Genomic DNA, 22,055 nt, shown 5'->3' with positions numbered 1-22,055 from the left:
GGTCAGGCCAGGGCCGCTGCCATCGCCGCCCGCGGCGCGGACTGCCCGGTGAACTGCTCCACCTGGCTGTACGCCTGATTCAGCAGCATGGTGAGACCGCCGACCACGGTGCCGCCGGCATCGTGGACCGCGGTCGCCAAGGGCGTGGGCCACGGGTCGTAGATCACGTCCACCAGGCGGCGTGCATGTCGCACGGAGGCCAGGATCGGGGCGGTCGCCGCGGCCGGGACGGTGGAGACCACCACGTCGGCGTCGGCGGCCGCCGCGGCCAGCGGCGCCCCGTCTTCGAAACCGACGACGGTGGTGGCCAGGCCGAGACGGCGCGCCAACTCGACCACGCCCTCGGCGCGGGCCGCACTGCGCGCGACGACGGTGACCTCGTGCAGCCCCCAGTCGGCGAGCGCGGCGACCGTGGGCAGCGAGGTGCCGCCCGCGCCGATCACCACGGCCCGGTCCGCGTCGGCCGGTACCCCGGCCTCCCGCAGCGCCCCGATCATGCCGTCCACGTCGGTGCAGTCGGCGCGCCAGCGCCCGTCGGGCAGCCGCACCAGGGTGTTGGCCGAACCGATCAGGACGGCGCGCTCGGTGGCTTCGTCGGCGCACTCCAGGGCCGCCAGCTTGCCGGGCATGGTGACCGAGAAGCCCACCCATTCCGGGCCGGCGTCGGCCACGCGGGTGGCCACCTCCTCGGCGGTGGTCTCCAGGCGGTCGTAGGTCCAGCCGTCCAACCCGAGCGCGGCATAGGCCGCCCGGTGCAGGTCCGGGGACCGCGAGTGCTGCACCGGCGAACCGAGCACCGCGGCCTTGCGGGCGCCCATCACCGGCAACCGGTGGTGATGAACTTGTTGTCGCAGGCCACGTCGCGGTTCTTCTTGTGCCGCTCGTAGCTGCGGGCGAACAGGGTGGTGCCCTGCTTGTCCACGGTCACGAAGTACAGCCAGTCGCCGTCGGCCGGGTTCTCCACCGCTGCCAGCGCCCGTTCGCCCACGGCGCCGATCGGCGTCACCGGCAGGCCCTCGCGCTGGTAGGTGTTCCACTCGGTCTTGGAGGTGTAGGCCTCACCGTGCACGTCGATGTTGGTGATGGCCGCGGTGTAGTTGGCCGTGGAGTCCATCTCCAGTTTCTGACCCTTGTCCAGGCGATTGAGGATCACCCGCGCCACCTTGGCGTAGTCGTCGGGCTGGCTCACCTCGCGCTCGACGATGGAGGCCACGATCAGCGTGTCGTAGGCCATCAGGCCGGAACTGTTGTCGCTGAGCAGCCCCCAGGTCTCGAACCGGGTGGCGCTGCGCGTGATCAGGGACTTCAGCAGTTCGCGGGCGTCCATCCGCGGGTCCACGTCCTCCCACGCGCCGGAAGCGATCAGACCCTCGATGCGGCGGTGATCGCCGTCGAGCTTGGTCACCGCCGGTGCGGCCCAGTCCGGTACGCCCAGCTCGGCCACCGACGACTCGGCGGCGGCGGTCTGCAACTGTTCGACGGTGACCCCGTACGTGCGGCCGTCGGCCTCCAGCGTGGTCGCGTCGGCGAGCATCTGGAAGATGCCGGGGGTGACCTTCCGGTCCACCCCGGTCTTGGAGTCCAGCTGCAGCCCTTCCGGGATCACCACGCGACCCACCCGGCTCTCGCCGTCGGCGAGGAGGTTGACCGCGGTGGTCGCCGAGATACCGGTGGGCAGTTCGTAGTAGCCGGCCGACAGCTGGCGGTTGCCCGCCGCGTCGACGAAGGCGCGCTGACTGCCCACCACGCCGGCGTCGGTGAGCAGGCGACCGAACTCGCGCAGCGACGCATCCTCGGGGATCTCGACCAGCGCCATCGCCCCGCCGGTGGTGGAGTTGAAGTCCTTGCGGGAGTCGAAGACGCCGAGTTGCCGGAGTCCGACCACACCGACCGCGAGCACCAGCACCACCACGGCGGCCAGCGCCAGCAGGGCCTTGGTGCGCTTGCGCGGTGCGGGCATGCCGCCCGCGGAATCCTCTGCGTCGAGCCAGTCCGGCTCGGTCGGGACCGGGGGCTCGGCCGACGACGAGGCCAGCGGTACGGCCTGCGCACCGGCGGACTCGTCCAGGATGTCGAAGGTCGGGGCGGCCGGGTTCGGGGCGGCCGGGTCCGGGGCAGGCGGGCTCGGGGGCGTGGAAGTCAGCGGAACCTGCGGCAGGGTCGGCGCCGCAGCGGGCTGCTCGACGATGGGAGGTTCGGAGGCAGGCTGCTCCACAGTCGGGAGTTCGGCGGGCACCCACGGCGGCTCGACCGGTGCCGGGGTCGGCGCGGCCGGACGCGGAGCGCGCGGCGGGGCGGCCGGTTCGGTGAACTGGCCGCCCACCTGCATCTGTGGCAGCTCGGCCTGGGCGTACCGGATCTCCAGGTACGGATTGGGCGAGCGCTCGGGTCGCCGGTAGTCCACCGTCGGATCGGGCGTGTCCGAGGGGGTGCGCACGATCGGAATGCTGCCCGTCGTGGTCGGATCACCCGGAGCGCGACGGCGCCGATGCCGGGTCGGCTGATCGGCGCGATGCCCCGGAGGTCGCTGCTCCGGTCCGGTCTCGTCAGTCACTTGCGTCCCGTCCTTGGTTGCGTCGGGCGTCCAGCCATCCCTGAAGAATAGCGACCGCCGCGGCCTGATCGATGACGGCACGCGCGGCCTTGCCCTTTCGTCCACTGGCCCGCAGCGCACCGGCCGCGGTCACCGTGGTCAGTCGTTCGTCGTGGTAGAGCACCGGCACCGGAGCGACGGCGGCTGCCACCCGATCACCGAAGTCGCGCGCGGCGTCCACCGCCGGACCTTCGGTGTTGCGCAGCGTGCGCGGCAACCCGACGATCACCTCGATCACCTCGTACTCGGCGGCCAGCGCCGCCACCCGACGGATGTCGCCGTCGTCGGTGGTGCGCTGCACCGTCTCCACCGGGGTGGCCAGGATGCCGTCCGGGTCGCACGAAGCCACCCCGACGCGCACACTGCCCACATCGATCGCCAGGCGGCGACCGCGCGGCGAGATCACCGCTGCCCGACGATCTCTCGGATCCGGCGCAGCGCGGAGTTGATACCGGATGCATCGGTGCCCGAGCCCTGAGCCAAGTCGGGCTTGCCGCCGCCCCGACCGGACACCAGCGGCGCCACCTCGCCCACCAGGGCACCGGCCTTGAGACCGCGGTCGCGGGCGGCCGCGGTGGTCGCCACCACGAACGGGACCTTGGCGCCGTCGACGGCGAACAGGGCCACGACGGCATCCCGGTCGGCCACCTTGCCGCGCAGTTCGGTGACGAGGGTCCGCAGACCGTTCGCGTCCACGCCGTCTCCCACCCGGCCGGCCACCACGAGGGTGCCGCCGACGGACTCGGCGTCGTCGATCAGGCTGCCGACGGCCGCGCGGGCCTGCTCGGCACGGACGGCGTCGAGCGCCTTCTCCGCCTCCTTGAGACGCGTGACGAGCTGCTCGACGCGGTCGGGCACCTGCTCGGACGGCACCTTCAGCGACGCCGACAGACCGGCCATCAGGGCCCGCTCCTTGGACAGGTAGCGCAGCGAATCCATGCCGACGTAGGCCTCGACGCGGCGCACACCGGAGCCCACCGACCCTTCGCCGATCACCGTGACCGGGCCGATCTGGGCGGAGGTGCCGACGTGGGTGCCGCCGCACAGCTCCATCGAGAACGGTCCGCCGATCTCCACGACACGCACGTCGTCGCCGTAGTTCTCGCCGAACAGCGCCAGCGCGCCCATCTCCTTGGCCTTGGCCAGGTCGGTCTCGAAGGTGTTGACCGTGTAGTTGGCCGCGACGGCCTCGTTGCTGATCTGCTCGATCTGCGCGCGCTGGTCATCGCTCAGCGGCGACGAGGCGTGGAAGTCGAAGCGCAGGTAGCCGGGACGGTTCAACGAACCGGCCTGGGTGGCGGTGGGTCCGAGGACCTGCCGCAGCGCGGCGTGCACCAAATGGGTGCCCGAGTGGCCCTGGGTGGCCCCGTGCCGCCAGCCGGAGTCCACCGAGGCCAACACCTCGTCGCCCTCGACGATCTCGCCCGTCTCCACCACCACGCGGTGCAGCCAGACCTGCTTGTTGAGCTTCTGGACGTCCTTGACCTTCAACCGCGCACCGGCGGTGGTGGTGATGGTGCCGATGTCGGCGGTCTGGCCGCCGGACTCGGCGTACAGCGGGGTGCGATCGAGCACCACCTCCACCTCCGTGCCCGCCGCAGCCACCACGACGCGTTCGCCGTCGGCCACCATGCCCAGCACGCGGGCGTTGGTCACCAGTTCGTCGAAGCCGGTGAACTCGGTGGGGCCGCGATCGAGGAAGTCGCGGTAGGCCGACAGGTCGGCGTGCCCGGACTTGCGGGCCGCGGCGTCGGCCTTGGCGCGACGACGCTGCTCGGCCATCAGCTCGGTGAAGCCTTCGCGGTCCACCTGCAGACCGGCCTCGGCGGCCATCTCCAGGGTCAGGTCGATCGGGAAACCGTAGGTGTCGTGCAGGGTGAAGGCGTCGTCGCCGCTGATCCGCTCCCGGCCGGCGGCCTTGGTGGCGCTAGCGGCCTCGGCGAACAGCACCGAACCCGAGGCCAGGGTGCGGCCGAACGAGGTCTCCTCGGCGACGGCGACGGTCAGGATGTGGTCGTGCTGCTCGGCGAGCTCCGGGTACGCCGGGCTCATGTTCTCGATGACCTTCTCCACGATGGCGGCCATCGTGGGTGCGGTGGCACCGAGCAGTCGCATCGAGCGGACCACGCGGCGCAGCAGGCGGCGCAGCACGTAGCCGCGACCGTCGTTGCCCGGGATCACGCCGTCACCGATCAGCATCACGGCGGTGCGCGAGTGGTCGGCGATGACGCGGAAACGCACGTCGTCTTCGGCGTTGCCTGCGCCGTAGACGCGGCCGCTGAGCGCGGAGGCGAGGTCGATGACCGGCTTGAGCAGATCGGTCTCGTAGACGTTGTCGACACCCTGCAGCAGGCAGGCGACACGCTCGATGCCCATGCCGGTGTCGATGTTCTTCTTCGGCAGCGGGCCGAGGATCTCGTAATCGTCCTTGCTGGTGCCCTCGCCGCGTTCGTCCTGCATGAACACGAGGTTCCAGATCTCGATGTAGCGATCCTCGTCGGCCTCCGGGCCGCCTTCGACACCGTATTCGGGGCCGCGGTCGTAGAAGATCTCCGAGCACGGACCGCACGGTCCGGGCACACCCATCGACCAGAAGTTGTCGGCCATCCCCCGACGCTGAATGCGCTCGGCGGGCACGCCGATCACGTCGCGCCAGATGCCTTCGGCCTCGTCGTCGTCGACGTAGACCGTGGGCCACAGTCGCTCCGGGTCCATGCCGTAGCCGCCCTGCTCCACCGGATCGGTCAGCAGCGACCACGCGAACTCGATGGCCTCGCGCTTGAAGTAGTCGCCGAAGGCGAAGTTGCCTGCCATCTGGAAGAAGGTGTTGTGACGCGTGGTGACGCCCACCTCCTCGATGTCGAGGGTGCGCACGCACTTCTGCACGCTGGTGGCGCGCGGGAAGGGCGGCGTCTGGTCCCCCAGGAAGTACGGCTTGAAGGGCACCATGCCGGCATTGACGAACAGCAGGTTCGGATCGTCCAGAATCAAGGAGGCGCTGGGCACCTCGGTGTGTCCGGCCCGGATGAAGTGATCCAGGAAGCGTTTCCGGATTTCATGCGTCTGCACTGGGCTGAATGTCCTTCGCTCAACAATCGCGGGTAGTCAGCCCGTCAGTCTACCGGCGACCGGTCAACCCGCGCACGATGGCCCGGAGGCGACCCACGCGCGGACCGAGTTCCCGCTCGAAGCCGTGTTCGGTGGGCGCGTAATAGTCGCGGCCGACCAGCGGATCGGGCGGATACTGCTGGGCGACGACGCCGCCCGGGTAGTCGTGCGCGTACTTGTAGCCGACGCCGCTGCCCATCGCCTCGGCGCCGCTGTAGTGGCCGTCGCGCAGGTGCGGCGGCACCAGACCGATGCGGCCGCTGCTGACATCGCTCATCGCCGCCCCGAGCGCCGCCACCACGCCCGGCGACTTCGGGGCCGTCGCGAGATGAATGGTGGCCTGCGCCAGGGCCAGCCGCGCCTCCGGCATGCCGACCAGCGCCACCACCTGCGCGGCGGCGACCGCGGTCTGCAATGCCGTCGGATCGGCCATGCCGATGTCTTCGCTCGCGTGGATCATCAGGCGGCGGGCGATGAAGCGCGGGTCCTCCCCCGCGGTGATCATCCGCGCCAGGTAGTGCAGGGCGGCGTCGACGTCGGAACCGCGGATGGACTTGATGAAGCCGCTGATCACGTCGTAGTGCTGGTCGCCGTCGCGGTCGTAGCGCACCGCGGCGCGGTCCACCGCGGCCTCGACGTCGGCCACCGCGATCTCCCGCGGCGCCGTGTCGGACTCGTCGGACTCCTCGCCGCGCAGCACACCGTCGGCGCTGGCCTCCAGCGCCGTCAACGCGCGCCGGGCATCGCCGCCGGCGATCGAGACGAGATGGTCGCGTGCCTCGTCCGACAACGCCACCGCGCCGCCGAGGCCGCGCGGATCGTCGATCGCCCGCTGCAGCACCGTGGCGATGTCGTCGTCTTCGAGGGGCCGCAGCTGCAGTACCAACGACCGGGACAGCAGGGGCGCCACCACCGAGAACGACGGATTCTCCGTAGTGGCCGCGACCAGCAGCACGATCCGGTTCTCCACGGCGTCGAGCAGCGCGTCCTGCTGGGTCTTGGAGAACCGGTGGACTTCGTCGATGAACAGCACCGTCTGCTGGCCCTGAGCGAGGCGGCGGCGCGCGAGGTCGATCACCGCGCGTACTTCTTTGACTCCCGCCGACAGTGCCGACAGCGACTCGAAGCGCCCGCCGGTGGCACCGCTGATCATCGACGCCATGGTGGTCTTACCGGTGCCGGGCGGGCCGTACAGCAGGACCGACGACGCGCCGGACCCTTCGATCAGGCGGCGCAGCGGCGACCGTTCACCGAGCAGATGCTGCTGCCCGACGATCTCGTCGAGCGTCCGCGGTCGCATGCGCACCGCGAGCGGCGGGACCGCCGAACCCGGGTGCGGCGCGGCGGCGGGCGCCGGTGCGTCGTCGCCGGGGGCGGCGAACAGTCCGGGTTCGGGGTCGGTCATCGCGCTCAGTCGAACCAGAAGTGCGCCAGCGCCCGCTCCATCGCGGTGGCCGCCTCGGCGAGTTCGTCGTCGTCGACGGTCCGCGCCGCATCCGCCAGGTCGGCCCACCGGGTCAGCACCACGCGGGCGTCGGTGGTGTGCAACGCCCAGTCGTGGCCGCCGGTACCGCCGGCCACGATCCAATGCGTGCTCAGCCACACCCAGAGGGTGCGCGCATGCAGGAGCGGACGGACGAGTCCGGCGTCGCGGGTCAGATTGGGCCACAGGCCCTTCACCTCGGCGCGCCACGCGTCGACCAGCTTCCGCTCCAGGTCCGCGCGCCGACTCACCGAGGCCTCGCCGAGGTAGGCCGGGAACGTGACGAGCGCGTAGGCGACGTCCAGCGAAGCATCGCGGAAGGCGGCGAACTCGTAGTCCATGAACTGCACGCCGTCGTCGTTGAGCAGGATGTTCTCCGGCCCCACGTCCGACGGGCTGAACGCGCGCAGGTCCCCGCCGGCGAACAGGCCGCAGCCGGCGGTGAGTTCCGCGGCCAGTCGCGGCGAGAGGTCGATGCCCAGCCGCGCCACTAGTTCGTGCGCGCCATCGCGGGCCGCGGCGGCCTGTGCGGCCACCGCATCGGTACCGCACGCGTCACCGTCGTCGGTCCGGCCGACGGCCTGTCGGAGCAACGCATCGAAGTCTTCTTCACCGCCGACGGTGGCCGCATGCATGCGGCCCAGGGCCTGGCCCCACGCACTCACACCGCGAGCGGCATCGTCGAAGTCCTCAGAGAGCAGTTCGATCATGCCGCGGCCGTGGCCGAGGTCGGACAGCACCAGGATGCGGCGCGCCTCATCAGCCGCGAGGAGCTGCGGGCCCGGACGGGACTGACTCGGCAACGCGGTGGCGTAGCGGTACCCCGCCACTTCCCGGAGGAAGGGCGCGGTGGGCGCTCCGTCATCGAGCACCTTGATCACCACGGTGCGGCCCACGCCGAGCGGATTCTCGCCGAGTCGGGCGCGGACCACCGTGCTGCGGCCGGTGCCGCCGAGGTCTTCGGGGTCGAACAACTCGACGGTGGACCCTGCGCGCCGAGTCAGCAGCGCCTGCCCGGCGGCGAGTGCCTCGGACAGGAATTGCGCGACTACAGCGGTCATCGGTTGGTGCCGACCTCGACCTTCGGGTCCTTGGGCGCAGGCTGCTTGGAAGCCGGCTGGGCGTCGATGCCCGACTCCTTGCGCTGCTGCGGCGTGATCGGCGCCGGCGCATCGGTCAGCGGATCCACGCCGCCGCCGGACTTCGGGAACGCGATGACCTCGCGGATCGACGGCTCACCGGCCAGCAGCGCGGTGATGCGGTCCCAGCCGAAGGCGATGCCGCCATGCGGCGGTGCACCGTAGGCGAAGGCGTCCAGCAGGAAGCCGAACTTCTCCTGCGCCTCGTCGTGATCGATGCCCATGATGGCGAAGACCCGTTCCTGCAGCTCCCGGCGGTGGATACGGATCGATCCGCCGCCGATCTCGTTGCCGTTGCAGACGATGTCGTAGGCGTAGGCCACCGCCGCACCCGGATCGGCCTCCAGGCCGTCCAGGCATTCGGGCTTGGGCGAGGTGAACGCGTGGTGCACGGCCGTCCATGCCCCGGTGCCGACCGCGACATCGCCTGAGGCGGTGGCCTCGTCGGCTGGCTCGAACATCGGTGCGTCCACGACCCAGGTGAAGGCCCAGTCGCCGTCCTTGATCAGGTCCAGCTTCTGCGCGATCTCGCCGCGGGCGGCGCCGAGCAGCGCCCGCCCGGCCTTGACCGCGCCGGCGGCGAAGAAGATGCAGTCGCCCGGGGCGGCGCCGACGTGCTCGGCCAGCCCGGCGCGCTCGGCCTCGGACAGGTTCTTGGCCACCGGGCCGCCGAGCGTCCCGTCCTCGCCCACCAGGACGTAGGCCAGGCCCTTGGCGCCGCGCTGCTTGGCCCATTCCTGCCAGGCGTCGAGCTGGCGACGCGGCTGCGCGGCCCCGCCCGGCATCACCACGGCGCCGACGTACGGGGCCTGGAAGACGCGGAACGGGGTCTCGGCGAAGTACTCGGTGCACTCGACCAGCTCGAGGTCGAAACGCAGGTCCGGCTTGTCGCTACCGAAGCGACGCATCGCCTCGGCGTAGGTGATGCGCGGGATCGGGGTGGTGATCTCGTACCCGATGAGCTTCCACAGTGCGGTCAGGATCTCCTCGCCGAGGGCGATCACGTCGTCCTCGTCCACGAAGCTCATCTCCACGTCGAGCTGGGTGAACTCCGGCTGCCGATCGGCCCGGAAGTCCTCGTCCCGGTAGCAGCGCGCGATCTGGTAGTAGCGCTCCATGCCGGAGACCATCAGCAACTGCTTGAACAGCTGCGGGCTCTGCGGCAGCGCGTAGAACGAGCCGGGCTGCAGCCGCGCCGGCACCAGGAAGTCGCGGGCGCCCTCCGGGGTGGAGCGGGTCAGCGTCGGAGTCTCGATCTCCAGGAAGTCGTGCGCGGCCAGCACACCGCGGGCCGCGGCGTTGGCCTGCGAGCGCAGGCGGATCGCCTTGGCCGGGCCCTCACGACGCAGATCCAGGTAGCGATGGCGCAGGCGCGCCTCCTCGCCGGGCTGCTCGTCGAGCTGGAACGGCAGGGGCGCGGACTCGTTGAGGACGATCAGCTCCCGCGCGTTGATCTCGATCTCTCCCGAGGCCAGCGCGGCGTTCGCGCTGCCCTCCGGCCGCACCTCCACGTCACCGGTGACCTGCACGCAGTATTCGGCGCGCAGCTTGTGGGCGGCCTCGGCGACCTGTTCGTCCCGGAACACCACCTGCACCAGACCGGAGCTGTCGCGCAGGTCGATGAAGACGACGCCACCGTGGTCGCGGCGGCGGGCCACCCAACCGACGACAGTGACACTCTGGGTGGCGTTCTCCGAACGAAGAGAACCGGCGAGGTGGGTGCGAAGCACTGAGATCCTTTCAGCGGTGCCAGACGGCAGGCATAACTCAATCCCTCATCTTAGAGGGCGCCGCCGAACGCGGGGTGGTCGCGCCCCTTCCGGGCCCTCTTCGCCCGCACTTGCCGAGATGACGGGCGGGCCCGTGTCATCATGAGACTCGTGACTTTCCAAGGCAGTGGCGGACTCGATACCAGCGGCGTCAGCGCGGGCGGCTCGGGCGGCGGCGGGTTCGGCGGCGGCAAGATCGCCCTGGGCGGCGGCGCCGGCCTCCTGTTGACCATCGTGGCCCTGTTGTTCGGCATCAACCCGGGCGATCTCATGGGCGGCACCGGCAGCAGCGTGTCCCAGCAGAGCGACGTCGGCTCCAATGCCGCGCTGCAGCAGAAGATCGACAACTGCACCCTCGAGCAGGCCAATACCGACGACGTGTGCCGGATCGTGGCGACCACCAACAGCCTCAACACCGTGTGGCCCAAGCTGATGTCCGGATACGCCGCGCCGAAGACGGTGATCTTCTCCGGCTCGATCAACACCGCGTGCGGGGCCGCCTCGTCGGCGATGGGCCCGTTCTACTGCCCGGCCGACGAGACCGCCTACTTCGATCCGTCGTTCTTCGGCGAACTCAAGCGCATGGGCGGCTCAGACGGACCGCTCGCCCAGGAGTACGTGGTGGCGCACGAGTTCGCCCACCACATCGAGAACCTGACCGGCGTGCTCGCCAAGGGCCAGCGCATGGGCAACGAGGGTTCGGTGCGTATCGAGCTGCAGGCCGACTGCCTCGCCGGGGTGTGGGCCTACCACGCCGACAAGGGCCCCGACGCCCTGCTCGCGCCGCTCACCGACGAGCAGATCGCCAGCGTGATCCAGAGCGCCAAGGCCATCGGCGACGACACCATCCAGGGCTCACGCTCCAACCCGGAGAGCTGGACGCACGGCTCGGCGGAGCAGCGGGTGCGCTGGTTCAAGACCGGTTACGCCTCGGGTCAGCCCGCCCGCTGCAACACCTTCGCCACCAACGACCTGTAGGCCGGGCGGCCGACAGCAACGAGCTGTCGGCCGGCGGGCCCGGTCACGACAGGCGCGCGGCGACCTCGGTCAGGACGTCGTCGAGGGCCACCTTGGTCTGTCGGCCGTCGTTCAGATCCTTGATCTCGATGGTGCGTTCGGCCAGTTCGTTCTCCCCGAGCACCAGCGCCAGGCGGGCGCCCGAGCGGTCGGCGGCCTTCATCGCACCTTTGAGACCGCGGTCGCCGTAGGCCAGGTCGACACGGACGCCGCGGGCGCGCAGCCGCCCGGCCACCGCCACCAGTTCGTCCTTCGCGGCGCCGCCGAGCGGCACCCCGAAGACCTGCACGCGGCCTTCACCGGCCACCGAGACGTTCTCGGCGGCCAGCGCGAGCACCGTGCGGTCCACGCCGATGCCGAAACCGATGCCGGACAGCTCCTGCTTGCCCCCGATGGCGGCCATCAGGCCGTCGTAGCGGCCACCGCCACCGATGCCCGACTGGGCGCCGAGGCCGTCGTGGACGAACTCGAAGGTGGTCTTGGTGTAGTAGTCGAGCCCGCGCACCAGCCGCGGATTGAGCTCGTAGGGCACGCCGAGCCGGTCGAGGTGGCGACGCACCTGCGCGAAATGCTCGCCCGCCGAATCGCTCAGATAGTCGACCATCAACGGGGCGTTGACGGTGGCTTCCTTGATCTCCGGGCGCTTGTCGTCCAGGACGCGCAGCGGATTGATCCGGGCCCGCTCGCGGGTGGCCTCGTCCAGGTCCAGGCCCAGCAGGAACTCCTGCAGGGCCTCGCGGTACTGCGGGCGGCAGGTGTCGTCGCCCAGCGAGGTCAGTTCCAGTCGGTAGCCGGACAGCCCCAGGGCACGGTAGCCCTCGTCGGCCACCGCGATCACCTCGGCGTCGAGCGCCGGATCGTCGACGCCGATCGCCTCCACGCCGACCTGCTGCAGCTGCCGGTAGCGACCGGCCTGCGGCCGCTCGTAGCGGAAGAACGGTCCGGAGTAGCAGACCTTGACCGGCAGCTGACCGCGGTCGAGGCCGTGCTGGATCACCGCGCGCATCACGCCGGCGGTGCCTTCCGGGCGCAGGGTGACGCTGCGGCCGCCACGATCGGCGAAGGTGTACATCTCCTTGCTGACCACGTCGGTGGACTCGCCGACCCCGCGGGCGAACAGCGCGGTGTCCTCGAAGATCGGCAGTTCGATGTGCCCATAGCCGGCCCGGTGGGCCGCATCGGTGAGCGCGTTGCGCACGGCCAGGAAGTCGGCCGAGGCCGGCGGGAAGTAGTCCGGCACTCCCTTGGGTGCGGCGAAATCTCCACTCACAGTCCGAAACGTCCCTTCTTGACGTCGCCCGGCAGATCCTGCAGGAACGGGTTGGTGGCGCGCTCGGCGCCGACGGTGGTCTGCGGGCCGTGGCCGGGCAGCACCAGGGTCTGATCGTCGCGCCCCATCAGGCGCTCGGCGATCGAGTCGAGCAACTGGCGGTGGTCGCCTCCGGGCAGGTCGGTCCGGCCGATGGACCCCTGGAACAGCACGTCCCCGCTGAAGCACACCGACGCCGGACCGGCCTCGGTGGGCACCTCGACGGTCAGCAGAACGCTGCCGCGGGTGTGCCCGGGCGCGTGATCGATCCGCCAGCCGATGCCCGCGACGTCGAGCTCCTCGCCGTCGACGAACTCGATGACCTTCTCCGGCTCGCGGAACTCCATCACACCGATCATCGAGGCCAGCGCCTTGCCCATGCCCTCGCCGGGATCGACGAGCATGCCGCGGTCGTCGGCATGGATGTAGGCGGGCACCGAGTACTCGTCGGCCAGTTCCTGCGCGTTCCAGGTGTGATCGAGATGGCCGTGCGTGAGGAACACCGCCACCGGGGTGAGCCCGTGCTCGGCGAGCAGCTCGCGCACCTGCGGCGCCGCATCCTGACCCGGATCGATGATGACGGCCTCGCGCCGTTCCTCATCGGCGACCACATAGCAGTTGGTGGAGAACATGCCGGCGGGGAATCCGGTGATGAACACGGTGACTTCCTTCCACTCGGAGAGACGATGTCCCATTGTCTCAGGACGGCAGACAAACGCCGACATCGGTGTGCCAGCCCCCAGCCGTCGGCCGATCCTGCGATAGCATGGGGCGCCGATGGGCCGTCGTGGTGTTCGCGTCGGCAGACCACCAGGAGGATTCCCCCGCGTGACGAGCAATGAGGAGCGCCGCGAAGCCGCGAAGCGCAAGCTGGAACAGCGACTGGAAGCCGAACAGCAGCAGGTTCGTCGCCGTCGGTTCATGATCGGCTCGGCCGCCGGTGTCGTGGTGTTGGTCGCCGCCGCCGTGGGCGGCTTCTTCATCTACCGTTCCTGGGACGAGAACCGCCGCGTGATCTGCACCTACAACGAGGCCGCGGATCCGTTCGAGAGCCTGCCGGATGCGCTGCCCAGCGAAGTGCCGGCCGACCAGCGCCAGCAGGTGCAGGAGCTCTTCGACCTCTACAAGAAGGGCGAGAAGCTGCAGCGCAGCGCGCCCAAGCCGGACGACAACCCCCTCAAAGAGGGCACCGTCGCGATGAGCTTCGAGACCACCGCGGGCACCATCGCCACCACGCTCAACCGCGCCGACGGCCCCTGCAACGTCAACGGCGTGATCGCCCTGGCCCAGGACGGCTACTACGACGACGTGGCCTGCCACAACCTCACCATCACCCGCGAGGCCGGCGCCCTGCTCTGCGGCGACCCGACCGGGACGGCGGGCACCTCGGGCGGCTGGGCCGGCGGCGACCCCGGGTGGAGCATGCCCGACGAGGCCCCCACCGATCTGGAGACCCACGGCGAGCCGAACCCGCTGGATCCGACGCAGCAGCAGGTGATCTACCCGCGCGGCACGGTCGCGGTGTTCAACGTGAACTCCCCCGGCAACCCGATGCAGATGCAGGCCCCGGTCGCCAACACCGGCGCGGGCAGCCTGTACTTCTTCCTCAAGGACAGCCCGCTGCTGCCGAGCTACACGGTGATCGGCACCGTCGACGAGGACAGCCTCGGCGTTCTCGACAAGATCACCGAGGGCGGCATCGCCCCGGCGCCGGGCACCTACCAGCCCAAGCCGGGCGAGGCCCTGCAGACCGGCATGCCCAAGACCGACGTCACCATCAGCGCCGTGGCGGTCCGCGAAGACTGACGCGTTGCTCCGCCGCCCGAGGAATCGGGCGGCGGACTCACGCGGGCCGGAGCGCGGGGAGCCTCACGCGGCGGACGTCACGCGGTAGACGTCGTAGACCCCTTCGACGTTGCGCACCACGTTCAGCACGTGGCCCAGATGCTTGGGGTCGCCCATCTCGAAGGTGAACTTGCTGACCGCCACCCGGTCGCGACCGGTCTGCACCGTGGCCGACAGGATGTTGACGCGTTCGTCGGCCAGGACCCTGGTGATGTCCGACAGCAGCCGGTGACGGTCCAGCGCCTCTACCTGAATGGCGACGAGGAACACCGAGGACGGGCTCGGCGCCCACAGCACCGGGACCAGGCGTTCGGCCTGCGCCTGCAGCGCCGCGGCGTTGGTGCAGTCCCCGCGGTGCACACTCACCCCGCCGCCGCGGGTCACGAAGCCGAGGATCTCGTCGCCGGGCACCGGCGTGCAGCATTTGGCGAGCTTGATCAGGATGTTGTCCACGCCCTCGACCACCACGCCGACATCGCCGGACCGGGGTCGACTCTCGCGGGCCACCGTCGACGGTGTGGCGCGGGCGGCCAGTTCCTCCTCGGCCCGATCCACTCCGCCCAGCGCGGTGACCAGGCGGTGCACCACCCGACCGGCGGTGAGATTGTGCTCGCCCACGGCGGTGTAGAGCGTGTCGACGTCGGCGTAGCCGAGCTCCGTGGCGACCGCATGCATCGACTCCGCCGAGAGCAGACGCTGCAACGGCAGACCGCCGCGGCGCACCTCCTTGACGATGGCGTCCTTGCCTGCCTCCAACGCCTCCTCGCGGCGTTCCTTGGCGAACCACTGCCGGATCTTGGCCTTGGCCCGGGGGGAGACGACGAAGCTCTGCCAGTCCTTGCTCGGTCCGGCGTTCTCGTCCTTGGCGGTGAAGACCTCGACCACTTCGCCGTTCTCCAGCGCGCGCTCCAGGGCCACCAGGCGTCCGTTGACGCGTGCCCCGATGCAGCGGTGCCCCACCTCGGTGTGGACGGCGTAGGCGAAGTCCACCGGAGTGGACCCGGCGGGCAGCGTCACCACGTCACCCTTGGGGGTGAACACGAAGATCTCCTTGACGGCCAGGTCGTAGCGCAGCGACTCCAGGAACTCCCCCGGGTCGGCGGCTTCCCGCTGCCAGTCGAGCAGCTGCCGCATCCACGCCATGTCGTCGACGTCGTTGGCGTCGGTTCCCTTGCGGCCCTTGCCTTTTCGGCCTTCCTTGTACCGCCAGTGCGCGGCGATGCCGAACTCGGCGGTGCGGTGCATGTCGTCGGTGCGGATCTGCACCTCCAGCGGTTTGCCCTCCGGTCCGATGACCGTGGTGTGCAGCGACTGGTAGACGCCGTAGCTCGGCTGGGCGATGTAGTCCTTGAACCGCCCCGCCATCGGGTGCCACAGCGAATGCACCACGCCGACCGCGGCGTAACAGTCCTTGACCTCGTCGCACAGGATGCGCATGCCGACCAGGTCGTGGATGTCGTCGAAGTCGCGGCCCTTGACGATCATCTTCTGGTAGATCGACCAGTAGTGCTTGGGGCGGCCCTCCACGGTCGCCTGAATGCGCGAGGCCGCCAGCGCGTTGTTCAGATCGCCCCGCACCCGCGCGAGGTAGGTGTCGCGGCTGGGCGCCCGGTCGGCGACCAGGCGCACGATCTCCTCGTACCGCTTGGGATGCAGGATGGCGAAGGACAGATCCTCCAGTTCCCACTTGACGGTGGCCATGCCGAGCCGGTGGGCGAGCGGGGCGATCACCTCCAGCGTCTCGCGGGCCTTGCGGGCCTGCTTCTCCGGCGGCAGGAAACGCATGGTCCGCATGTTGTGCAGCCGGTCGGCCACCTTGATCACCAGCACCCGCGGGTCACGGGCCATCGCGATGATCATCTTGCGGATGGTCTCGCCCTCGGCCGCGCTGCCCAGCGCCACCTTGTCCAGCTTGGTCACGCCGTCGACCAGATGCGCCACCTCCGAGCCGAAGTCGGCGTCGAGCTGTTCGAGCGCGTAGCCGGTGTCCTCGACGGTGTCGTGCAGCAGGGCCGCGACCAACGTGATGGTGTCCATGCCGAGATCGGCGAGGATGGTGGCCACCGCCAGCGGGTGGGTGATGTACGGATCCCCGGACTTGCGGAACTGTCCCTCGTGGTGGTGCGCGGCGACGTCGTACGCACGCTGCAGCACCGACACGTCGGCCTTCGGGTACACCTCCCGGTGCAGGGCGGCCAGCGGCTCGAGCACCGGGTCGATCGGACTGCGCTGCCCGGCCGTCATCCGGCGCGCCAGCCGCGCACGCACCCGACGGGACGTCAGGGGCGTCGTACCGGACTCTTCGGGCCGGCGACCGGTGTCCGCTTCACTCATGCAGCGAGCTTATCCGCTGCGCCGCGGTCACCCGAGGCAGAGTCCCGAGACCGGCACCCGAGTGCCCAGTTGCGCCGACAGCGTGCCCCGTCCGTCCAGTTCGGCCAGCTCCATGATGACCGCCAGGCCGTGCACGTGCGCCTGCGCCTGCTGCAGCAGGCGGGCGGCGGCCACCAGGGTGCCGCCGGTGGCGAGCACGTCGTCGACCACGGCGATCGAGCGACCGGCCAGGTCGAGACCGGCCGCAGGCACCTCGAGGCGCGCGCTGCCGTACTCCAGGTCGTAGTCGAGGCCGATGACCGGCGGCGGCAGCTTGCCGCCCTTGCGCACCGCGACCACACCGACCCCGAGTTCGCGGGCGATCGCACCGCCGAGGAGGAAGCCGCGCGCGTCGACGCCGGCGATCAGGTCGGCGCCGGCGCAGCTCTCGGCCAGGGCGGTGACCACCGCGGCCAGACCGTCCGCGTCGGCCAGCACCGGGGTGAGGTCCTTGAAGCTGATGCCCGGCGACGGGAAGTCGGCGACCATCCGGGCGTGGCGATCGATCGCCGCCCGGGCCCGGACGACCGCGGCGGAGGCAGCTGTATCTGTCACGTCAATTCCCATCGATCCATGTTCCATCCGGTACCGGTGCGCGCCAGCCCCGGGACCACCCGGGACACCGCACCGGTGTGTTCGCGGGCCCGCACCGTGCCGTACAGCGGAATGGAGGCCAAGTCGTCCCAGGCCGCGGACTCGGCGGTCCGGATCAGCGGCAAGCGGGTGCTGCCGATGTCGGTCAACGACAGATCGTTGATCGCGCCGGCTGCGCGGGCACTGGCGAAACCGGAGAGGTTCAGCGGATCCCCGCGGAACAGCTGGAAGGCGTCCGGGAAACCCGACGCGGTGCCGGCCGCGGCACTGCCGGTGGGACCGTTGGTGATCAGCACGTCCACCGAACGCCCCAGTTCACCGGGGGTGAGCTCGGGCGAGCCCGTATCGGTGACGGTCAGGCCCGCACCGTCGCAGGAGGCGGCGATCTCGGCGACCACGGCCTGGGCCACCGGGTCCGGACCCACATAGCCCATCCGGACCGTCACCGGCGCCCGGCGCCCGTTCTCGTCGGTGGGTCGCTGCTCCAGGAGTGCGCGGGTGCGGCGCACATCGGCCCGCGGGTAGCGGCGGGCGAACTGCTCGTTGAGGGCGCCGCTGAGCGAATCGGCCGGTGCGACGGTCCGCAGCGACCACACCAGACCGTTGGCGCCGAACCGTCGGGCCAGACTGTCGCGGGGCACGCACGAGGCGAAGGCCCGGCGGACCAGCGGGTCGGCCAGCACTCCGCGCGCGGCGGGCACCAGTTGGGTCACCGAGAGCGGACGCGGGTCCTGCTCGGCGGTCCGGTTCTCCGAACCGTTCAGTTCGGCGGTGGCCCGCCCGGCCACCCGGTCGCCGATGCTCAGGTCGGCGGTGTCGGCCACGTCGATCCGGCCGTCGCTGACGGCCTGGTCGGCGTCGGTGCCGCGCGGCCACACCGTCACGTGCGCGGTGGCGGGCGCCTCGGCCCACCACTTGTCGTTGGCGGTCAGTTCCAGCCCGCCGTCGGCGGTGTAGCGCGTGAGGCGGTACGGACCGGCCGAGACGAAGTCGTCGACGTCGATCTCCTGGCCCGGCGTCAGTGCGAAGCCGGTGTTCCAGGCCTCGGCGATCTTGCCGATGCGGGCCTGGTCGCGGGAACCGAGGGCGCCCACCAGGTCGTCCTCGCCGGCCATGCGCGCCACCACATGCGCAGGCAGCAGCGCGCCCACCCCGAACAGTGCGGGCCACTGAGCGTAGTCGCGACCGCGGGCGAACGTCACCACAGCGGTCTTGTCCCCCGCCGTGCAATCGACCTGTGCGATGTCGCGGTAGCCTGCGTTGCTGGCCGCCGCGAAGCCGCGGTGCTTGCCGCCGAGCGCGGCCGCGGCCAGCGCCAGATCGTCGCAGGTCATCGGCTGACCGTCGGAGTACACCGCTTCCCTGGCGAAGGTGTACCGCAGCGTGAGCGACGGTCCCTCCTCGACGGTGACCGAGCCGATGTCGTGGTCGGGCACCACCTGGCCGTCGGGCCCCAGGTAGCTGAAGCCGGGCAGCACGCGCGCCAGCGCCATCACGGCGCCGGAGGCGTAGCTGTCGACGGTGTTCACGTTGTAGTTGTCCACCCGCGCATCGACCAGGTAGTCCACCCGATCCGGAGTGGAGTCGCCGCAGGCCGCCAGGGTGGCGGCCAGCGCGGCGGTGAGGCCGGCGACGCCGACTCGCGTCCAGCGCCGGCGACGACTCATGCCGCGCTCCGCTCCCGCCGAGCCAGCACCTTGCGCGTGTGGTCGGCCACGTCCTTGCGCCGTTCCTTCATCGACACCAACAGCGGCGACGCCAGGTAGATCGACGAGTACGTACCCACCACGACGCCCACCAACTGCACCAGGGCCAGATCCTTGAGGGTGCCCACGCCCAGCAGCCACACCGCGATCACCATCAGCGCGATGATCGGCAGCACCGAGATGATCGTGGTGTTGATCGAGCGCATGAAGGTCTGGTTGACCGCAAGGTTGGTCTGTTCGGCGTACGTGCGACGGCGGGTGGCGAACACCCCGCGGGTGTTCTCCTCCACCTTGTCGAAGACCACCACCGTGTCGTACACCGAGAAACCCAGAATCGTCAGCAGACCGATGACCATCGCCGGGGTCACCTCGAAACCGACCAGCGAATAGACGCCTGCGGTCACCACGAGGTCGAAGAACAGCGACGCCATGGCGGCGATCGACATCTCCCGGTCGAAGCGGATCGCGATGTAGATGAACACGATCACCAGGAACACGATCAGGGCGATCACCATCTTGCGGGTGATCTCAGTGCCCCACGTGCTGCTGACGTCGGAACTGCTGACGTCGTTGACGGTGATGGTGGGCGCGAAGGCCTCGGCCAGCGCCTCGGAGACCAGGGCGGTCTGCTCCTGGTTCAGATGTTCCATCCGCACCTGCACGGTCGAGGAGGCGCCGCTGCCGGCCGTCTGCACCTGCTGCGGTGCGATCTGGAGCGCGTCGGTGATGACTTCCTCCACCGCGGAGGTGGTGATCGGGGCCTTGTTGGGCAGCGAGATCTGCGTGCCGCCCTCGAAGTCGATGCCGAGGGTGAACCCGCGGAAGGCCATCGACAGCACGCAGATCAGCAGGATCAGCGCGGACACCGTGTACCAGCGACGACGCTTGCCGATGATGTCGAAGGCGCCGGTGCCGCTGTAGAGACGGGAGAAGAAGCCCCGGTCCTTGTCCGACTCGAAGGAACTGTCCCCGAAGACGGTGGGCGCGGATTCGTCCAGATCCGCCGGAGTCGGTGGTTGCTGCTGGGTCATCGAATCGACTCCTTCGCCGAGCTCTTACTCGCCGCCAGGCGCCGCGAGCGGGCCACCTCGCTGACCGCGCCGAGGCCGTTGATACTGGGTCGCGACAGGAACTCGGAGCGAGTGGCCAACTCGACCAGCGGATGGGTCACCAGGAACACCACGAGCACGTCGAGGATGGTCGTCAGACCGAGGGTGAAGGCGAAGCCGCGGACCTCGCCGACGGCGAGCGCGTAGATCACCACGGAGGCGATGAAGCTGACCGCGTTACCGGTCCAGATGGTGCGCCGAGCGCTCGCCCAACCGCGCGGCACCGCCGAACGGAAGCTGCGGCCCTCACGCATCTCGTCCTTGATGCGTTCGAAGTAGACGACGAACGAGTCGGCGGTCATGCCGATACCGATGATCAGACCCGCCATGCCGGCCAGGTCCAGGGTGAAGCCGATCCAGCGGCCGAGCAGCACCATGATGCCGTAGACCATGAGGCCGGCCAGCACCAGCGATCCGGCGGCCAGGAAGCCGAGCATCCGGTAGTAGGCCAGGGAGTAGATCAGCACCGCGATCAAACCGATGAGGCCGGCGATCAGAGCCGCGCGCAACGCCTGCCACCCGAGGGTGGCCGAGACGGTCTCGGCCTCCGAGGAGCTGAACGACAGCGGCAGCGAACCGTACTTGAGGGCGTTGGCCAGCGCGGTGGCCTCCTCCTGGGTGAAGTTGCCGCTGATCTCGGTGGTGCCGGAGATCTGCGACTGAATGGTGGCCGCACTGACCACCTTCGAGTCCAGCACCACCGCGGTGTCGCGGCCGATGTTGGCTCCGGTGTACTCGGCCCAGGCCTTGCGACCCTCGCCGCGGTAATCCACCGAGACCACCCAGGCGCCGCTCTCGTTCTGCACCGCCGAGGCCTTCTCCACATCGCGGCCGTCGATGATCATCGGCTCCAGCAGGTAGACCATCTTGCCGTCCTCGTCGCAGGCGACGAGGTACTCGTTGGGCTTGTCGTGACCGACCAGCGGATCACCCGCGGTGCAGCTGACCTTGGTCATCTGATCGCGCAGCTGCTGCAGCCGGGCCTGATCGGCGTCGGCCGGCGCCTGCCGCAGCTTGCGCTGCTCGGCGATCGCCTCCGCCTGCTGCTGAGCGGTCATCTCCGAGGGTCGCGGCCCCTGTTCCTCCGGTGCCGGGGCGGCGTTGGCGACCCCGGCGATCGGATCGACGGGTCGGATGTACAGCCGAGCGGTCTGGCCCAGGGCACGGGCCTGCTTGCCGTCGTCGCCGGGCACCGTGATGACGATGTTGTCGCCGTTGACCACCACTTCCGAGCCGCCGACGCCGAGCCCGTTGACGCGCTGCTCGATGATCTGGCGGGCCAGGTCGAGCTGCGCGCGCTGGGGCGCCTTGCCGTCGTCGGTGCGGGCGGTCAGCACCACGCGGGTGCCGCCCTGCAGGTCGATGCCGAGCTTCGGTTCGGGTTTACCGCCGCCGGTGAAGAACACCAGCGCGTACACCAGACCGAGCAGCACCAGGAAAGCCGTCAACGGCTGCCACGGCGGAACGCCGCGGCGCGCCGCGGTCCGGCGCGGACGTGGGGTGGGATTGCTCACGAGCGGAAAGCCTACTTGTCGTTCTAGTCGTTGTCGGTCAGCCGGGCACCGAGGAGTGTCCCCGGGGTCGGGCCCTAACGTTCCTTCGAGTCGCCGTCGGTCGGGGTGTCCTCGTTCGGGGTGTCGTCGTTCGGGGCGTCGTCCTCGGGCACGGCATCCTCGGCGGGCGCGACGGACTGCTCGGCGATCACGTCGCGGATGGCCAGGCGATTCCACGTGGTGATCACGCCGGGAGCGATCTCCACCTCGATGCTCTCGCCGCCGTCGTCGCTGTGCACCGTGCCGAACAGGCCGGAGCTCAACTGAATCCGGGCTCCGGGTACGGCCTGCGCCTTGAGTTCTTCCATCGCTTTGGTCCGCTTCTTCTGGTTGCGGAAGCTGATGAAGAGGAACACCACGAGCAGTGCCAGCATGAGCGGCAGGAAGAGACTATCCATGCGATCCATAGTGCCAGGCGGACCTGTTCGGCCCTGTCGTCAGGGTCGGGGTGATCCGA

Annotated in this window: 17 protein-coding genes; 2 read left to right on the top strand and 15 right to left on the bottom strand. The window is 70.2% G+C overall.

What is annotated here, in order from left to right:
* Nucleotides 1-2: 2 nt before the first annotated feature.
* From ACFFJD_RS10920 to aspS, 7 genes are read right to left on the bottom strand one after another with little or no spacing between them, the layout of a single operon-like run.
* The gene (locus tag ACFFJD_RS10920; RefSeq protein WP_382363978.1) at nt 3-818 is read right to left on the bottom strand and encodes a shikimate dehydrogenase; all 816 of its coding nucleotides are present in this window, start codon (nt 816-818) and stop codon (nt 3-5) included.
* Nucleotides 818-2,554, bottom strand: coding sequence for an endolytic transglycosylase MltG (gene mltG / locus ACFFJD_RS10915; RefSeq protein ID WP_382363976.1), 1,737 nt, complete (start codon nt 2,552-2,554; stop codon nt 818-820). Before mltG ends, ACFFJD_RS10920 begins: the two co-directional genes overlap by 1 nt.
* The gene (gene ruvX, locus ACFFJD_RS10910) at nt 2,547-2,999 is read right to left on the bottom strand and encodes a Holliday junction resolvase RuvX (RefSeq protein ID WP_382363974.1); all 453 of its coding nucleotides are present in this window, start codon (nt 2,997-2,999) and stop codon (nt 2,547-2,549) included. The genes mltG and ruvX overlap by 8 nt, the downstream gene beginning before the upstream one ends.
* Nucleotides 2,996-5,662 carry an alanine--tRNA ligase gene (alaS, locus tag ACFFJD_RS10905; RefSeq protein WP_382363972.1) on the bottom strand — a complete coding sequence of 889 codons (2,667 nt, stop codon included), beginning with the start codon at nt 5,660-5,662 and terminating at the stop codon, nt 2,996-2,998. Before alaS ends, ruvX begins: the two co-directional genes overlap by 4 nt.
* Before the next feature lie 49 nt (nt 5,663-5,711).
* Nucleotides 5,712-7,106, bottom strand: a complete 1,395-nt coding sequence (locus ACFFJD_RS10900) for a replication-associated recombination protein A (RefSeq protein WP_246995787.1) — start codon at nt 7,104-7,106, stop codon at nt 5,712-5,714.
* Between the two features lie 5 nt (nt 7,107-7,111).
* Entirely contained in the window at nt 7,112-8,245 is a 1,134-nt protein-coding gene (locus ACFFJD_RS10895; protein ID WP_382363970.1) for a hypothetical protein, read from the bottom strand.
* A complete protein-coding gene (aspS, locus tag ACFFJD_RS10890; RefSeq protein WP_382363968.1) occupies nt 8,242-10,053 on the bottom strand; it encodes an aspartate--tRNA ligase in 1,812 nt (603 codons plus the stop codon). The genes ACFFJD_RS10895 and aspS overlap by 4 nt, the downstream gene beginning before the upstream one ends.
* 150 nt (nt 10,054-10,203) lie before the next feature.
* Here aspS and ypfJ point away from each other — a divergent pair, with 150 nt between their 5' ends.
* A complete protein-coding gene (gene ypfJ, locus ACFFJD_RS10885) occupies nt 10,204-11,070 on the top strand; it encodes a KPN_02809 family neutral zinc metallopeptidase (protein WP_382363966.1) in 867 nt (288 codons plus the stop codon).
* Nucleotides 11,071-11,113: 43 nt separating this feature from the next.
* On the opposite strand, the gene hisS is transcribed toward ypfJ, so the two are convergent.
* Nucleotides 11,114-12,379 carry a histidine--tRNA ligase gene (gene hisS, locus ACFFJD_RS10880; RefSeq protein WP_382363964.1) on the bottom strand — a complete coding sequence of 422 codons (1,266 nt, stop codon included), beginning with the start codon at nt 12,377-12,379 and terminating at the stop codon, nt 11,114-11,116.
* Nucleotides 12,376-13,077, bottom strand: a complete 702-nt coding sequence (locus tag ACFFJD_RS10875; protein WP_382363962.1) for an MBL fold metallo-hydrolase — start codon at nt 13,075-13,077, stop codon at nt 12,376-12,378. The genes hisS and ACFFJD_RS10875 overlap by 4 nt, the downstream gene beginning before the upstream one ends.
* Before the next feature lie 169 nt (nt 13,078-13,246).
* Between ACFFJD_RS10875 and ACFFJD_RS10870 the strand changes: the two genes are divergently transcribed.
* The gene (locus ACFFJD_RS10870; protein WP_382363960.1) at nt 13,247-14,224 is read left to right on the top strand and encodes a peptidylprolyl isomerase; all 978 of its coding nucleotides are present in this window, start codon (nt 13,247-13,249) and stop codon (nt 14,222-14,224) included.
* Nucleotides 14,225-14,287: 63 nt separating this feature from the next.
* On the opposite strand, the gene ACFFJD_RS10865 is transcribed toward ACFFJD_RS10870, so the two are convergent.
* From ACFFJD_RS10865 to yajC, 6 genes are all read right to left on the bottom strand, one after another.
* Nucleotides 14,288-16,597: a RelA/SpoT family protein gene (locus tag ACFFJD_RS10865; protein WP_382363958.1), complete on the bottom strand. Its 2,310-nt coding sequence runs from the start codon at nt 16,595-16,597 to the stop codon at nt 14,288-14,290.
* 27 nt (nt 16,598-16,624) lie between these two features.
* Nucleotides 16,625-17,203: an adenine phosphoribosyltransferase gene (locus tag ACFFJD_RS10860; protein ID WP_382363956.1), complete on the bottom strand. Its 579-nt coding sequence runs from the start codon at nt 17,201-17,203 to the stop codon at nt 16,625-16,627.
* Complete coding sequence (locus tag ACFFJD_RS10855; protein WP_382363954.1) at nt 17,188-18,897, bottom strand: ABC transporter substrate-binding protein; 1,710 nt, start codon at nt 18,895-18,897, stop codon at nt 17,188-17,190. Before ACFFJD_RS10855 ends, ACFFJD_RS10860 begins: the two co-directional genes overlap by 16 nt.
* Entirely contained in the window at nt 18,894-19,967 is a 1,074-nt protein-coding gene (gene secF, locus ACFFJD_RS10850) for a protein translocase subunit SecF (protein ID WP_382363952.1), read from the bottom strand. Before secF ends, ACFFJD_RS10855 begins: the two co-directional genes overlap by 4 nt.
* Nucleotides 19,964-21,559 carry a protein translocase subunit SecD gene (gene secD / locus ACFFJD_RS10845; RefSeq protein WP_382363950.1) on the bottom strand — a complete coding sequence of 532 codons (1,596 nt, stop codon included), beginning with the start codon at nt 21,557-21,559 and terminating at the stop codon, nt 19,964-19,966. Before secD ends, secF begins: the two co-directional genes overlap by 4 nt.
* Before the next feature lie 74 nt (nt 21,560-21,633).
* Complete coding sequence (gene yajC, locus ACFFJD_RS10840; protein ID WP_382363948.1) at nt 21,634-21,996, bottom strand: preprotein translocase subunit YajC; 363 nt, start codon at nt 21,994-21,996, stop codon at nt 21,634-21,636.
* Between the last annotated feature and the right edge of the window lie 59 nt (nt 21,997-22,055).

The sequence above is a fragment of the Gordonia phosphorivorans genome (assembly GCF_042432625.1).
In the GTDB taxonomy this organism is placed as follows: Bacteria; Actinomycetota; Actinomycetes; order Mycobacteriales; family Mycobacteriaceae; genus Gordonia; species Gordonia phosphorivorans.
Note: the sequence above shows the minus strand (reverse complement) of the source record. Positions and strands in the feature narration are given on the sequence as shown.